The organism is Bacillus suaedaesalsae (genome assembly GCF_016890225.1).
Taxonomy (GTDB): domain Bacteria; phylum Bacillota; class Bacilli; order Bacillales; family SA4; genus Bacillus_BS; species Bacillus_BS suaedaesalsae.
Genome location: NZ_JAFELM010000013.1, coordinates 150,682 through 166,059, shown reverse-complemented (window position 1 = coordinate 166,059; position 15,378 = coordinate 150,682). Strand labels below are relative to the sequence as shown.

General features: G+C 34.6%; 12 protein-coding genes and 1 riboswitch. Of the genes, 9 read left to right on the top strand and 3 right to left on the bottom strand.

Translation table 11 applies throughout. The features are described from left to right. Positions 1-40 precede the first annotated feature (40 nt). Positions 41-1,840 (bottom strand): HD domain-containing phosphohydrolase, encoded by a 1,800-nt coding sequence (locus tag JR050_RS02690; protein ID WP_204201975.1) that lies wholly within the window; start codon positions 1,838-1,840, stop codon positions 41-43. A gap of 149 nt (positions 1,841-1,989) precedes the next feature. Between JR050_RS02690 and JR050_RS02685 the strand changes: the two genes are divergently transcribed. Further along, a complete protein-coding gene (locus tag JR050_RS02685; RefSeq protein WP_204201974.1) occupies positions 1,990-2,745 on the top strand; it encodes a GNAT family N-acetyltransferase in 756 nt (251 codons plus the stop codon). A gap of 50 nt (positions 2,746-2,795) precedes the next feature. On the opposite strand, the gene JR050_RS02680 is transcribed toward JR050_RS02685, so the two are convergent. After that, entirely contained in the window at positions 2,796-3,182 is a 387-nt protein-coding gene (locus tag JR050_RS02680; protein ID WP_204201973.1) for an SET domain-containing protein, read from the bottom strand. 82 nt (positions 3,183-3,264) lie between these two features. After that, entirely contained in the window at positions 3,265-3,750 is a 486-nt protein-coding gene (locus tag JR050_RS02675; RefSeq protein WP_204201972.1) for a hypothetical protein, read from the bottom strand. A 97-nt stretch (positions 3,751-3,847) separates the two neighbouring features. Between JR050_RS02675 and JR050_RS02670 the strand changes: the two genes are divergently transcribed. From JR050_RS02670 to JR050_RS02635, 8 genes are all read left to right on the top strand, one after another. Continuing rightward, positions 3,848-4,432, top strand: coding sequence for a vWA domain-containing protein (locus tag JR050_RS02670; RefSeq protein WP_204201971.1), 585 nt, complete (start codon positions 3,848-3,850; stop codon positions 4,430-4,432). Positions 4,433-4,748: 316 nt separating this feature from the next. Next, positions 4,749-7,379 carry a putative bifunctional diguanylate cyclase/phosphodiesterase gene (locus JR050_RS02665; RefSeq protein WP_204201970.1) on the top strand — a complete coding sequence of 877 codons (2,631 nt, stop codon included), beginning with the start codon at positions 4,749-4,751 and terminating at the stop codon, positions 7,377-7,379. Positions 7,380-7,882: 503 nt separating this feature from the next. Continuing rightward, a riboswitch (cobalamin riboswitch) is annotated at positions 7,883-8,057 on the top strand. Positions 8,058-8,229: 172 nt separating this feature from the next. Beyond that, positions 8,230-8,718, top strand: coding sequence for an acyl-CoA thioesterase (locus JR050_RS02660; protein ID WP_204201969.1), 489 nt, complete (start codon positions 8,230-8,232; stop codon positions 8,716-8,718). Then, positions 8,715-10,982, top strand: coding sequence for a ribonucleoside-diphosphate reductase subunit alpha (locus tag JR050_RS02655; RefSeq protein ID WP_204201968.1), 2,268 nt, complete (start codon positions 8,715-8,717; stop codon positions 10,980-10,982). Before JR050_RS02660 ends, JR050_RS02655 begins: the two co-directional genes overlap by 4 nt. 13 nt (positions 10,983-10,995) lie before the next feature. Next, positions 10,996-12,039 (top strand): ribonucleotide-diphosphate reductase subunit beta, encoded by a 1,044-nt coding sequence (locus JR050_RS02650; protein WP_204201967.1) that lies wholly within the window; start codon positions 10,996-10,998, stop codon positions 12,037-12,039. Then, positions 12,020-12,484: a flavodoxin domain-containing protein gene (locus JR050_RS02645; RefSeq protein ID WP_204201966.1), complete on the top strand. Its 465-nt coding sequence runs from the start codon at positions 12,020-12,022 to the stop codon at positions 12,482-12,484. The genes JR050_RS02650 and JR050_RS02645 overlap by 20 nt, the downstream gene beginning before the upstream one ends. Before the next feature lie 412 nt (positions 12,485-12,896). Further along, positions 12,897-13,511, top strand: coding sequence for a methyltransferase (locus tag JR050_RS02640; RefSeq protein WP_239454057.1), 615 nt, complete (start codon positions 12,897-12,899; stop codon positions 13,509-13,511). A gap of 254 nt (positions 13,512-13,765) precedes the next feature. Next, entirely contained in the window at positions 13,766-15,346 is a 1,581-nt protein-coding gene (locus JR050_RS02635; RefSeq protein WP_204201965.1) for an ATP-binding protein, read from the top strand. Positions 15,347-15,378: the final 32 nt, after the last annotated feature.

Genomic DNA, 15,378 nt, shown 5'->3' with positions numbered 1-15,378 from the left:
TGCTCTGCCTACTTTCTGCCTATTGTCTGAAATTTTTGTTTTAAACATCTTTGTATAAGTTATTTATTCTGATAAATTCATCTAAATTCGATAATAGACAGTCAACAATTTCTGGATCAAAATGTTTACCACGCTGTTCTCTAAAATAGTTAATTACGTCTTCCATTTTCCAAGCCTTCTTGTAAATTCTATCATTACTTAATGCATCAAAGACATCTGCTACAGCAGTAATTCTACCTACAAGTGGTATCTCAGTTCCTTTAATTTGGTTTGGATATCCACTTCCATCAAATTTTTCATGGTGTGTAAGTGCGATTTGAGCACCAATCTGCATAATTTCTCTTGTAGAATGCATGAGCATTTGATAACCAACAGTTGTATGAGTTTTTATTATTTCATATTCTTCTTCTGTTAATTTTCCTGGTTTGTTTAAAATCGTATCAGGAACTGCTACCTTGCCTATGTCATGTAAAGGTGAAGCTAACTTAATTTTTTCAACAGCTTCTTCCCCTAGGCCCAATAAGTGCGCTAGTTTATGGGTGTACATTGCAACCCTTCTTACATGGTTTCCTGTTTCTTTTGAACGAGTTTCAGTAATTTCACCCAGAGTATAAATAATTTCCTTTTGATTAATATCTAATTCCTGATTTAAAGATTCTATTTTCCTATATGCTTCAGCAATATTATTACAAATCATATATAATTGCCCCGCGCAAAAAACTACAAGTCCAATAGGTATCAATTCTGTTGTATTGATATATTGTTCTGTATACAGAATGTCATTAATTACTGTAAGAGCAAAAATGATACTTACAAATATAAGTATATTTGCACAATTGTTCCTATTCCTTATTGCTTTCCACAATACAGAATAGAAATAAATCAATACTAAAAGTGAAGCAAATTGTAAAGCAATCATTGAATAGGAAAAAATTTTGGGTTCTGTTAATATAATTAATGTTATAAATATTGATGAAAAAATGATTGCTATTCTAAATACAAATGGATTAGCTTCTTTCTTAAATGTTAATTCTAAATACTTCATAAAAACAGGAAAGGTTAAAAATAATATAATATAATCGTACTTAATCGCAATATTCCAGTCAAAATTAGGTATAAATTGATATATGTATAATTCTCCCTTTAAAAATACCCTTAACCCATACAACATACAAAATAAACCAAAAAATAAAGTAGACTTATCCTCTCTATTTAATATAAATAGATTTAATAAAAAGAGACCAATAGTAATTAAGGAACCTATACTGAACCAATCTATATATACTTTTTGCTTATGTTTTTTTGATACCTCATTATATTCGCCAACTGAAATGGTTCCGGAAATTCCACTTTTACGATAATGATTGTTAGCAACCTGAATTACAATAGAAACGGAATCACTTTTTGGAACAAAATTGTACTTTTGAGGGATAACAAATGGTTTACTTGAATCATGGCCCTTACCTGGTTTACCAACGGTTCCTTTTAAATCCCCATCAATCCAAATGGAATATGAAGTATAAATCTTCGGAACATAGATTGTTTTTATATTGTTAATCCATGACTTTGGAACTTTTACTTTCTTAGCATATGTTCCATATTTAATATCAGATTTCCAATAACCAGGCACTTCCGTTACTGTAGAATCGAATTTATTATCAATCATATTAGGTGGAACAAATCTATTCGGGAAGAAAGTCCACTTTGTATTTAAATCTATCTTATCTCCTGTCACCTTTTGAGAAAGTTCCACTTTGTCTGCTTTTATAGTTTCTATACAAAAATAAACTACAAGTAGAAACACCGTTATATATGTAAGTAATTTAAAATATTTTTCCATTTCATGCACTCCTTTATATGTCAGTTTTACCAATATAGGATAGATTATTATTGTTAATTTACCATGCTGTGCTTAAAAAAATAGATAGCCACTATAAATTGGAAAAATATTATAATAAAACTAAATGAAAATAAAGGAGAAAAAACCTAATGAAACACGTTACATTTGAAAATATAGATAATCCGGCTACTATATTTGCTGAAAATGAGTTATATCGACACTATCATTATCCAGAAATGCTTAAACGCTATGATAGTAATTTCATAGATTTTAAGAAGATGCCAACAGTTGATTCATTCAAAGAGACGGCAAATTTCTTGAGAGTATTCCATGTTGAAAGAGGACAGAAGCATGTGAAGTTTGCTTTTCCAGAGAATGAAAAGCTTTCTGATGAGCTTACAATTTATTTAACAAATGAGGACTATGATATTGGGTTTTACGAATTATATGCAATTCAACCAGAAAACTTCCCACAAGTAAGCAATCATCCTGATATCGAAATAAAAGTTGTAACAGAAGGTAGTTTTGACGTTTTTTTAAAGCTACAGTACGAACAAGATTTACTGTTCGGTGAAGAATTTGCAACCCAAAAGATAGGACTTCATAAACGAAACTTTGCGAATCCAAACATCGTCCAACTTCTAGCCTTCTATCAAGGAACTCCTGCTGGTACAGTGCAAGTCATCATTTCTGACGAATTTGCAGAAATCGATGACTTAGTTGTAGACGACGAGTTCCAGCGTAAAGGAATCGGAAGCAGGTTACAAAAGCTTGTGATGGATATGTTTAAGGATAAAACCATAATTTTAGTTGCAGACGGGGAAGATACACCTCGTGAGATGTATCAAAAGCAAAACTATCAATATATTGGATATAAATATAATGTGCAGAAAGTATATGAGTAAGTTAAATAACGTAAAAGGCGTATCCCTTTCTTCCAGGAATACGCCTTCTCTTATTCTTCTTTGTCTTTGTTAAACCAAAGCGGTTCGTTATCGTCAACATCGCCGTTATAATTAATGAATACTTCTTCCCCTGCTTTTATATCTCTGTACGCAAAGAATTCAAATGAGTGATTTTCAAATTTGATTTCATAATAGGCATTAGGTTCATAAGAATGATTAAACAACATTCCATAGCCTAAGAGGAGAGCGCAGTGGTTAATGCCGTATTCAAATACATAATCTTCAAGTAGCGTTTTTTCTATGTGTTGATGCTGCTCGTTTGGGTATGGAATTACTGGAGCTATGTGAATCAGTTGTCCCTTTTTTAAATCCTGTGTTGCGAATACCCCTCTATTAAATTCTCCATCGCTCACATCTGATGTTTTGATTTCTAACATGTTTCGTCACCTACGCAGTCTGTAAATTTGTGATTAGTATTCCCATATTTATTTTACCACTAATTTTATAATCAGTACCTTCTCACGGTATTGTCTTCAAACTAAAGTGGTCTAATGCAAGATTTACATCATGTAAATTGTACATTTCTTTATCGATGAAAAATTGAAGTATTAAATCGGATGTATCACTATCTGATAATGAATAGCCAGCTGCATTCAGTAGAGTATCTGTATCATCTGCATTTAGTTCAAGAGCTAAGCAAAGTGCAGCTACTGTGCTTTTTTTCGGTTTGTAGTTCGGGGTAGATCTAATTTTAGAAAAGTGTCTTCGATCTATTCCAGCACGAGTATAAATCTCCGCATCACTTACATTTTTGTCATCTATGTAGCGAAGTAATACCTCTTTAAATGAAGGCTGACGCTTCTGTTGAATAAAAGTTTCAAGCTCTGTTGAATGTAATTCTTCATATAAATTGAAATCTGCTGATTTCTGTAAAGGAAATTCCATCAAGTTGATATGTAAGTCTATGTAGCTTTCGAGTTCTTGTAAAAGCTTTTGATCTAGCATTCGGTCAACCTCCTATAAATGTCGCTTTAAAGGCGACCAAATATTGGTTAATTTTCAATATGATTATAACATGATAACGAAAAGGAGAGTGTTTGCAATGCAAAAGAATACAGAGATTATATTTTTGTTAGACAGAAGTGGATCAATGGGTGGACTAGAGAGTGATACGATTGGTGGATTCAATGGATTTATTAAGAGGCAATGTCAGTTAGAAGGGGAAACAAAGCTAACGGCAGTTTTATTTGATGATGAGTATGAAATCTTATGGAACGGCTTAGATGCAAGTGCTGTGAAGTTAACGAATGATCATTATTACGTTAGAGGGTGTACCGCATTACTTGATGCAGTAGGGAAGACTATTCTTGATGTAGGCTATCGACTTGCGAAGACAAGTGAAGAAGAACGTCCAGAAAAAGTCATATTTGTCATCACAACAGATGGAATGGAAAATGCGAGCCGAGAGTTTACGTATTCTAAGGTAAAAGAGTTAATTCACCATCAACAGGAAAAATACAATTGGGAATTTATTTTCATGGGGGCTAATTTAGATGCTGCTAAAGAAGCTAATCATCTGGGAATTAACTCAGAGCATGCATACCATTTTGAAGCGTCAAGCAAGGGCGTTGAAGAAATGTATAATGTCGTCTGTGACGCGGTAATGGAAAAGAGAATAATAAGGTAATAAAAGTTCCGAGATTCAAGATTTTATGAATCTCGGATTTTTTATCGATTAAGAAAGTATAAGATTTTGAGTGTATCTTATGTATTAGTATTCTTAATCTAGCTCCAGCACCCAGCGCGGCCATAGATCAAATGTGCCAGAGGCTAAAACGGGGCGCTTGCGCTTTATGTTCAACGTTCAACATATCGACAATATTACACACAACTTAAGACCTCATTTTTTGCAAATATATCCAAAACATTATCCGTATGTTATGATAAATATCGACATATTATGGGAAATCTTCATTAAAAGTGTGTGAATTGGAGACAAAAAAATGCTCAAGTTAAAGAATAAATTAAACAGTGAAATCATTCTATTTCTTATACTTATTAGTCTAGTATTTATAACGACGAATTTTAATTTAACATTTGTTTATGGTATATCCCTTACGTTTTCTAGTATCTTTTTATTTGTTGTACTTCGGATTTTTGGCTTGCGAGCAGCAGTTATCGTAGGTCTTATTTCTGTTTTATTTGTACCGAGGGAATTTTTATGTGTAGCTTCTAGTATTATAAATGTCATAGAGATAATCTTTGTAGGAGCTTTCTTCTTAAGAGGAAGAAAGGCGAAGATGTTCTTCGTAGATGTTCTTTTTTGGCTAACGCTGGGAGCAATCTTGTTATATGTTCTTAATTCTGTATCTTTATCAGGAGATGCTTTATATTTTGAAGTAAGTAAATCCATTATTAACGGATTATTTAATGTATTGATAGCGGATATGCTATTAGCTTATTTTCCGTTTTATAAGTTCACTAAGAATAATAGATTAAATAAAAATAACGTTTCAGTGCATCAGTTTTTATCTCAAATTACAATTTTTGCGATACTCGTACCTTTTTTCATCAGTGTACTTTCAAACACTTGGAATACTCATGATACTACTTCTCAAGAACAAATAATAAGTGCTCAAATGATGGTGAATCGAATTGAGCGAGAGTTAATCTTTTGGAAAAAGGACGATATACAACGTCTAGCATTAAATGATGTATTACAATCAAATGAAGTGGGAGAATTAATTCAACGACATAAAATTCAAGAATCGAACATTATCATTCTAACGAATTACAATTCTGTCATTGCCTCCACTTTGTCTGACGTTCGTGTTCGATCAACGTATGAATGGCAACAAAACTACACTTTCAAAAAAGTATCAACTGATTATTATGAAGCTTTGCCAAAAGAATCAACACATCAACCAATTATTCAATGGAGTCAGGGTCAATATATTTATTCAAAGCAGCTTGATGGAATTCCGATTCAAGTGGTCATCCAATTTCCAACCTCTAAATATCAAGAACAAATCTTTAGAGTGACGATTGAACAGTTGAAATATTTAGGTCTATTTTCGGTCATTACCATATTACTAGTCATGAGTGTGACAAGGGTTTTAACGAAGAACTTAAGTAGTTTAACAAAAGTAACGACAGGATTGCCGGAAAAACTTCGCACCTTTGAAAAAATTGAGTGGCCGCAAAGCACGATTGCTGAATTACGATTAATTAGTAGTAACTTACGAGAGATGGCAGATAAGCTTAAAGAGCTTTTTACAGAAAGTATTGAAATGAATAGTAGACTTAGTAATCAAAAAGAAAAATTACAAAAATCTGAGGACAAGCTCCACCAATTAGCCTTTTATGATAGTTTAACGTCTTTACCGAATCGTCATTACTTCCAAAACTATGTAAAGGATCTTATTCAATTAGATGAAAATAAAAAGCTGGCGATAATTTTCTTAGATTTAAATCAGTTCAAGCAGATTAATGATACGCTCGGCCATGACGCAGGAGATGCACTCCTTCAATTAACTGCAAATAATTTAAGCCGCCTGCAACATGAAAAGAGAGAAGTTTTCCGTCTTGGTGGTGATGAATTTGTTATCGTTCATAGAGTTGATCACGTTGATGAGGTCAGAGAGACAGTGGATTTAGTGTTAAAAGAATTCTCCACGTTCTTTGAAATCAACGGTCAAATGCTCTATATCACGGCGAGTGTTGGTGTAAGTATGTATCCAGATGATGGGACGGACTTAGATACATTAGTGAAATTTGCAGACATTGCGATGTATATCTCGAAGGAAAAGGGCGGGAATGTTGCGCAATTTTATAATGATACGATGAGGGATAAGTTTCAGAAACGTTTAGTGATTGAAAATGCTTTACGTTCAGTTGTTGATTTAGGAGGATTTGAGCAATATTACCAACCGAAAACGATGACTGGAAAGATTACAAGTATGGAGGCTTTACTACGTTGGAACGATCCGATTCTTGGATTTGTATCACCAGGAGAGTTCATTCCAATCGCTGAAGAAATCGGCTTGATCTTACAAATAGATGAATGGTCTCTAATTCAAGCTTGCAAACAAAATAAAGATTGGCAAAACCAAGGGTTACAACATGTTCCGATTTCAGTAAATATTTCTGCGAAGCACTTTCAGCAGGACTATTTAGTGACGATGGTGAAAAAAGCATTAGACGATACAGGACTCGACCCAAACTATCTGAAACTTGAAATTACGGAGAGCGTTTTTATTAAAAATCCTCAGCATGTAGCCGATGTGATTCGAAAGCTCAAGGAACTAGGCGTGCACATTTCCATCGATGATTTCGGAAAAGGTTTTTCATCACTGTATCAGCTTTTGAAATTACCGATGGACGAAATTAAGATCGATCGTCAGTTCATAAAAGATATTGATCAACATGAAAAACAGCAACTATTAGTAAAATCAATTTTTGAAATTGCACATAATTTGAAGCTTAACGTGGTCGCAGAAGGAGTAGAAACAGAATTTGAACGCAATCTGTTGGCGCAAATGGGTTGTGATGAAATTCAAGGTTATCTGTTTAGTCCTCCTGTGAATCGTGAGGATATGGAGAAGTTTTTAGGTAAGATAGAGGTACATTATTAAAGGCTCTTTTCGTAAAGATTGTTGCTATTTGGATAGCTCTGTTAAAACATTGAGTTGATTGGAGCGGAAGGCACTCGACTCCTGCGGGAGATAGAGGGAATCGTGAGACCCCGCAGGCGAAGCCGAGGAGGTAGGTTTTTTCACGATAGTGAAAATAACCATCAGCTTCCTCCCCGCGGAAAGCGTGTGCCTGAAGCGGAAATCAACGGACCTAAAATAAATTCTTTTTTTGTAAAAATAGCAACAAAGTATGCGAAAACAGCCTTATTAAAAAAAGAAGCAGACTCAAAAGTTCGTTGAATAGCGACCTTTTGAGTCTACTTTTTTGTTTTATCTAATGAAATATGTATCTTGTGGTGATTACGTTCATTTGTCCGACAAGTAATCTATTACTAGATTTCAAAATATTTTTTGTCAAAGATAGTTGCGAGAAATGGAAAACTATACTAAACTTATTACAACACAATATATTGTGTAATTTTTCGTTTTGATAACTAAATATAGGTTTATACCATAAAACTGGTGTCAAATAGACTTAATAGGGAATCTGGTTAAAATCCAGAACTGTACCCGCAACTGTAAGTGCTGATGAAATAAGAGAACCACTGTCTTAGGATGGGAAGGCTTAGAGTAGGATGAAGCACAAGTCAGGAGACCTGCCAATTTTATTTTGTATGATCTTCTTCGGGAGTTGAGAAGGTAGGATATAAAGGTATACAAATGATAATAACTGAATTTTAGTCAGTATTATTTATTTATGTTTCTATACATTCTACAAAATCCATCTTCCCTTAAGATGGATTTTTTTATTTCAATATTTCTCCCCGAAAAAAATGAAAGTAGGGAAGTTATGACAGAGAATTTATCATCAAATGTATCACGCACCATTCAAACTAAGCTAGTCTTACCACCAGATACAAACCATTTGGGATCGATCTTTGGAGGAAAGGTTTTAGCGTATATTGATGAGATTGCTGCAATTGCTGCTATGAAGCACAGCAAAAAGGCAGTTGTGACAGCATCAATTGATATCGTTAATTTTCTATCTACAGCAAAAGTGGGAGATATCCTCTTATTAGAAGGAGTGGTGATTTCAACTGGAAGGACTTCTATGGAGGTCTTTGTAAAAGTGCAAAGTGAGCAAATTGAGACCGGGCAAAAACAGTTAACGACAACCTCTATCCTTACAATGGTAGCGATAGGGGAAGAGGGTAAGCCTACACCTATCCCAGGGGTAATTCCAGAAACAGAAGAGGAGCATGAGATGCTGACCTACGCGGAAGAAAGAAGAGAACGACGTATTCAAATGACTAAATTTACAGGGAGAGAAAGGCGATGAATAGCTTGTTACAACCAACTATAGCCGATTACATTGTAGAGATAGCAGAAGCTTACAATTTGGATGCTACTTTACTATCAAAGAATCAAGATATCAAACTTTTACAAGTAAACCAACTCATAGAAAATGCGTTAAATCTCATTTCGATTGATCAACCAAACTGGACTTTTGTTGCTTCAAGAATTTACTTAAATGAGTTATACAAAAGGGTATCAGTTATAAGAGGCTATAACCATAATGAACGATATGGAGATTTCTATGATCTGATTAAGAGATTTGAAGAAATTGGAATATACAATAATAGCCTATTAACTAGTTATACAAAGGAAGAAATTGATGAGATTGGAAGATTTATAGATGCATCTAAAGATGAGTTGTTCACCTACATTGGGCTTTTCCTTCTAGCCGATCGTTACTTGGCAAAGGATTATGAAGGAAATATTTTCGAATTGCCACAAGAGCGATTTATGATCATTGCAATGACATTAATGAAAAACGAGGATAAAGAGAAACGCCCCACGCTAGTGAAAGAGGCTTATTGGGCATTAAGTAACTTGTATATGACAGTAGCCACACCAACTTTGTCTAATGCTGGTAAGAATTTTGGCCAGTTATCGTCTTGCTTTATTGATATGGTGGATGATTCACTTAATGGTATTTACTTAAACAACTGGGATGTAGCAAAGCTTAGTAAGGATGGAGGAGGATTAGGGGTATATTACGGAAAAGTCAGGGCATTAGGTTCTGATATCAAAAACTTTAAAGGAAATTCTTCTGGGGTCATACCTTGGATTAGACAGTTAAATAACACCGCTGTGAGTGTGGACCAACTGGGGCAAAGACAAGGTGCGATTGCTGTGTACTTAGACATATTTCATAAAGACATTATGAACGGATTTCTTGATTTAAAAACAAACAACGGAGATGAGAGACGAAAAGCACATGACCTCTTTACAGGTGTTTGCATTCCTGATTTGTTTATGGAAAAACTGGAGGAAGTAGATGAGAGCGGAAAGAGTATTGGTGAGTGGCATGTGTTTTGTCCTCATGAGGTGAAACAAGTTATGGGCTGGAAGGATGAAAACGGGAGTCCTTTAGGATTAGAGGATTTTTATGATGAAAAGGATGAGAAATTCTTTTCTAACAAATATATAGAGGCTCTTAACCATCCAATGCTCCCTAGGAAAACTTACCGTGCAATGGACATAATGTCGAGAATCATGATCTCTCAGTTAGAGACAGGTACCCCATACCTTTTTTACCGTGATGAAGTAAATCGAAAAAATCCTAATAAACATGTAAAGGGGAGAGGGCGTACTAGTATATATTGCAGTAATCTATGTACTGAAATAACTCAAAACATGTCGGTAACGACTGTAGTAGGAGAATGTCAAAACGAAGATGGAAATATCGTCATTGTTCGTAAGCCGGGTGATTTTGTCGTTTGTAACTTATCCTCTATTAATCTGCCAAAAATAATGAATACGGGTCACTTGCAAAGATTGATTCGTATTCAAATGAGAATGCTAGATAATGTCATTGACTTAAATACGATCTCAGTGGGACAAGCTGAAAAGACAAATAAAAAGTATAGGGCAGTAGGTCTAGGAACATTTGGCTGGCATCATCTCCTTGCTTTAAAAGAAATACAGTGGGAGACAGAGGGGGCTGTAGAATATGCAGATAAACTTTATGAGGAAATTGCCTATTATACGATACAAGCTTCTATGGAACTAGCAAGAGAAAAGGGTCCCTATTCTCGTTTTGAAGGGTCCGATTGGCATACAGGAGAGTATTTTACTACTAGGCGATACGAAACAGATAAATGGATTGAATTAAAAGAGAAGGTAAAGAGATATGGTGTTCGCAATGGCTGGATGATGGCAGTAGCACCAAATTCATCTACAGCAAAAATTGGGGGATCAACAGATGGAATTGATCCTATATATGCTGTGGAATATGCGGAAGAGAAGAAGAATTTTAAATTTAAAGTGACGGCACCAGATTTAAATCATCGCACCTATAATTTTTATCGAAGAACAAGAAATGTGCTGGATCAAAACTGGAGTATAAAACAAAACGCTGCCAGAGGACGACATATTGATCAGGGAATAAGCTTCAACTTATATGTACGCCATAATATTAAGGCTAAAGAGTTATTAAACCTACACTTGGAAGCTTGGCGTAATGGGCTGAAAACAACCTATTATGTTCGTAGTACATCACAGGGAGAGCTAAATGAATGTGAGGCTTGTCATAGTTAAGGAGGATTAAATAATGGTACAGAAGAAACTACGAAAAATTAAACTATTGAACCCAGAATATCCGAATAAATCGACAGGAATAATAAATGGACAATCTTCAGGACTATTAAACTGGAATGATGTGGCTTATCCTCAAATGTATGAGTTGTATCAAACTTTGCTATCGAACTTTTGGAAAGCACAAGAAATCAATATGCAGGATGATATTAAACAATGGGCTGAACTCGATCAAAAGGAACAACAAACATTCTTGAAAATTAATGCACAACTTGCATCACTAGATAGTTTACAAACACCGACAATGAGTATGGTAATGGATTATGTAACGGATCCCAGTTTTAAGGCGATTTTTGCAGTAATCTCTCAACAAGAAGCGGTGCATAACGAGTCTTATTCTTATATTTTAAGTTCTCTTGTTCCCTTACAGGAGCAAAATGATGTCTTTAATCATGCACTTAAGGACCCAATTATTCAAAGAAGAAATACCAATATTTTAGATGCGTATGAGCAATTTAGGGAAAACCCATCTCCACAAACGATATTCAAGCTGGCGGTGAATTCTATTAACTTAGAAGGCATTTATTTTTATGCGGGATTCGCCTTTTTCTATCATTTAGCAAGACAACAAAAAATGCTCAAAACTAGTACGATGATTAGCTATATTCAAAGGGACGAAATGCAACATGCGTATTTTATGTCCCAGTTTATTCGGATCTTATTGACTGAAAATGAAGACCTTCACACTGAGGAGAATATTGATTATATCTATCATTCAATCAGAAATGCTATACGTTTAGAAATGGAATGGGCACAATACATCTTATCTGATGTTAAAGGCTTGGACCTAGAAGAGTTTGAACTATACTTAGAATATTTGGCTAATAAACGTCTAAGGCAACTAGGACTGAGTAACCTTTACAATGAAAGAAATAATCCTATGCCCTGGATACAAGTTTATAGTGATGAAATGATGAATGAAACAAAGTCGGATTTCTTTGAGCAGAAGTCAAGGACCTATACAAAGGTGTCCCAAGTAAATGGTTTTGATGAACTTTAATGAACCAAAGATATCAATTGTATACACGTCTATAACAGGTAATACTGAAAAATTAGCAACGAGTATTTATTCGATTTTTATTGAAAAGGGACTAGATGCTTCCTTGAATTCAATTGACCAATTTAACATAGAGTCATTAAGGCAGAGGGATGTGGTCATAATTGGAACATACACGTGGGGAAATGGAGCTATACCCAAAGAAATGAATGCGTTATACTCCAAGATTGAAATCTTGAATCAGTCGGACATGGTAACTGGAGTGTTTGGAACAGGAGATCGTTTTTATCCTAATTTTTGTGGAGCTGTAGACTTCTTTAGAGACATGCTTTTTCAGCATACGAGGTTAGCAGCTACGTTAAAAGTTGAGTTGTTACCTCAAGCTAGTGATATCCAAAGATGTTCTAAGTTTGTAGAGGCTATATTATATAAACTAAATAATAAATAATCATTAATAGAGGCTGTTCCAAAAGTATTTTCGGCGAAGGAAAATCCGAACAATCATCTCAAATTCGTTTAATAGGATTTGAATGAGTTCGGATTTTTTTATTTGTTTTGTTAGAGACTACGTTTTGTTTTAAGTATGTTCTAGCTGTTAATTGAAGTGCAAGACGAAGACTCCTGCGGGAAAAGCGAGTTAGGTGAGACCCCGCAGGGAGGGACGACTGAGAAGGCTCACCAACCACCCGCGGAAAGCTGAGTCTTGCACGGAAATTAACAGCTGTATTAAAAGGCTATCTAATTTGAAATTGTTCGTCTTTAGAGTATCGTGTTTTGGTTTTGTCCCAACCTCTTTATTTATTTTTGGTCTAAATATAGGACATAATATAAAGAATAGCTTCTTTTAAGGAGAGAGCGCATTGCTGGTGAATGATTATGAAAAGAAATTAGGTATTCATACGATTGGAGAACAAAAGGGCTTTCTTAAATCCATCCACTATCATCGTTATGAACCAACACCATATGAAGCGATTGAAGAGTTATTAAGACACTATGAAATTAAAAGTGGTGATGGTGTTGTCGATTTTGGTTGTGGAAAAGGTAGGTTAAACTTTCTTCTTCATTATTTATGTGATGCAACGGTATCGGGGATTGAGATGAATGAGCTCCTTTACAATGAAGCTCTTAACAATGTAAAGCGGTATAAGGCGTCAACAAAAAGAAACGTAGGGAATATCCATTTTCACTGTTGTCTCGCAGAAGAATACATGATTGATCCACGAGATACGATATTTTATTTTTTTAATCCTTTTACGATCCAAATTTTTATTAAAGTTATAAATCTAATTATGCAGTCAGCTTATGAGGCAGAACGGACAGTGGATACCGTACTTTACTATCCATCAACAGACTACATTTTTTACCTTGAGAATGAAACAGGTTTTGAACTAGTTAAAGAAGTTTCCGTGCAAAGTATTTTTTCGGACAATGAAAATGAGAGATTTCTAATTTACAGGCTAGAAGTGTCATCTTGATGTTCAGAAAAATGAATGTATACTACAACTTTTTTATGTTAATGCTAGACTTATATTGTATCTCGTTGTATTTTTAGTAGAATAATAAGAGTGTATTTAATTTTTTGGCTTATCATAAATTATATCTATCATTAGCACGCATAAAAATACTAAGCCATCACCTGCATCCAAGGACTTGGCGATAGCCAAGTCTTTCTTAAAATAATTAAAACCTATTCACCAATGAAGTGTCGGTGGCGGAAGGGAGATACTACATGAAAGTAGATGAGAAAGTACAAGTTGAAACAGCAGAAAAAGATACTCATCATTTAAGTCAATTAGCATCTGTAGGTCAAATGGCAGCTGGAATTGCTCATGAAGTGAGAAATCCCTTAACGGCTGTGAAAGGCTTCCTACAGTTACTAGAGGAAAATGGGAGTAATGAATATATTGCGATTGCCCAATCTGAATTAGATAATGCCTTAGTTACTTTGAACAACTTATTGCAAGTTTCAAAGCCTGATTTAGAAGATGAAGAGTTTCAAAGTTTTAATCTAACGGTAGAATTAGAATCGATATTGAACTTGTTTCAAGACAAGTTATACGACATAACGGTTAAGACAGATTTCAAGAATACTGACATGTTGGTAACAGGGAAGAAAAATCAATTTAAAAAGGCATTTTTTAACCTGATCAAAAATGCAATCGAATCAATTGAAGGAGTGGGTGAACTCTCACTAACTCATTCATTGGAAAACAATGATGTTATTGTTACGATTGAAGACACTGGCATCGGAATTCCAAAGGAAAAACTAACACTACTCGGTACTCCTTTCTTCTCAACGAAAGACCATGGAACGGGAATGGGCCTAACTCAAGTTTTTTCGGTTATTTACCAACATGGTGGAAAGATTACAGTTGATAGTATCGTAGGTAAGGGGACAAAATTTACGATACGTATACCTAGATTAGTGAATCTAGTAAACAATAGAGGAGTGAAGAAGTTGAGTCTTACGTATAGCGATCATGCTACGTTAAAGGATTATTTTATTGAGAATCAAAAAGACTTTGAAGCGAAATTGTTAGATGAAGCGATAAATGTACGAGATAAAATTGAAGAAATACATAAAATTGGTAACATCAATTTATTAACCAATGCAAATAAGCTTGTTATGTTTCTTGTTGAAGAGAGAGAGCATGAATTAACAAGCTTTGCAAAGCATGAAGGAATTGCATGGGCAAAACATTCGTTAACACTCGCATTTAAATTAGAGTGGGTACAGGCAATTAGAAGGACAGTTTGGTTGTTTTTGTATAATTATGATGTGGATCGTAACAGCGAAACTGTTATAGAAGAATTTTATAATACGGAGAAAAAGGTAAATGAGCTCGTCGATAAATTTTTAACAGCATTCTTTATTAGCTACACTAAATACAAGGATGAATTGTTAGATACCCAGCGTAAGCTTGTAGAAAATTTATCTGTTCCAATCATTCCAATTAACCGTTCTATTTGTATATTACCGTTAATCGGATTTATTGATTATTTGCGAATTGGCACAATCCAAGAGAAAGTCCTTTCTGAGATTGAAAATCAGCGAATTCAAACGTTAATCATGGATTTATCAGGTGTTCCACCAATGGATCGCAATATTATGCAACGACTTTTAGCCATTATTGATGGCATTGCCATGATGGGATGTAAAACGATCTTAACCGGATTACGTGCTGAAATTGTAAATAGCATGATTTCAAACGGAGACGGCTTCTATGGTCGAGCAGAATTCAAAGGTACGCTCCAAATTGCATTAAATGATGTGTTATTTAAAGAAGAATTAGAGAATGTACCGTTATAAAAATGAAAAAAAGTCTATTCCATTGGAGTAGA

Coding starts and splice junctions, on each gene's coding strand:
- JR050_RS02635 (WP_204201965.1), top strand. CDS start 13,766: ATGAAAGTAGATGAGAAAGTACAAGTTGAAACAGCAGAAAAAGATACT.
- JR050_RS02680 (WP_204201973.1), bottom strand. CDS start 3,182: ATGTTAGAAATCAAAACATCAGATGTGAGCGATGGAGAATTTAATAGA.
- JR050_RS02675 (WP_204201972.1), bottom strand. CDS start 3,750: ATGCTAGATCAAAAGCTTTTACAAGAACTCGAAAGCTACATAGACTTA.
- JR050_RS02645 (WP_204201966.1), top strand. CDS start 12,020: ATGGTTTTGATGAACTTTAATGAACCAAAGATATCAATTGTATACACG.
- JR050_RS02655 (WP_204201968.1), top strand. CDS start 8,715: ATGAATAGCTTGTTACAACCAACTATAGCCGATTACATTGTAGAGATA.
- JR050_RS02650 (WP_204201967.1), top strand. CDS start 10,996: ATGGTACAGAAGAAACTACGAAAAATTAAACTATTGAACCCAGAATAT.
- JR050_RS02665 (WP_204201970.1), top strand. CDS start 4,749: ATGCTCAAGTTAAAGAATAAATTAAACAGTGAAATCATTCTATTTCTT.
- JR050_RS02670 (WP_204201971.1), top strand. CDS start 3,848: ATGCAAAAGAATACAGAGATTATATTTTTGTTAGACAGAAGTGGATCA.
- JR050_RS02685 (WP_204201974.1), top strand. CDS start 1,990: ATGAAACACGTTACATTTGAAAATATAGATAATCCGGCTACTATATTT.
- JR050_RS02690 (WP_204201975.1), bottom strand. CDS start 1,840: ATGGAAAAATATTTTAAATTACTTACATATATAACGGTGTTTCTACTT.
- JR050_RS02660 (WP_204201969.1), top strand. CDS start 8,230: ATGACAGAGAATTTATCATCAAATGTATCACGCACCATTCAAACTAAG.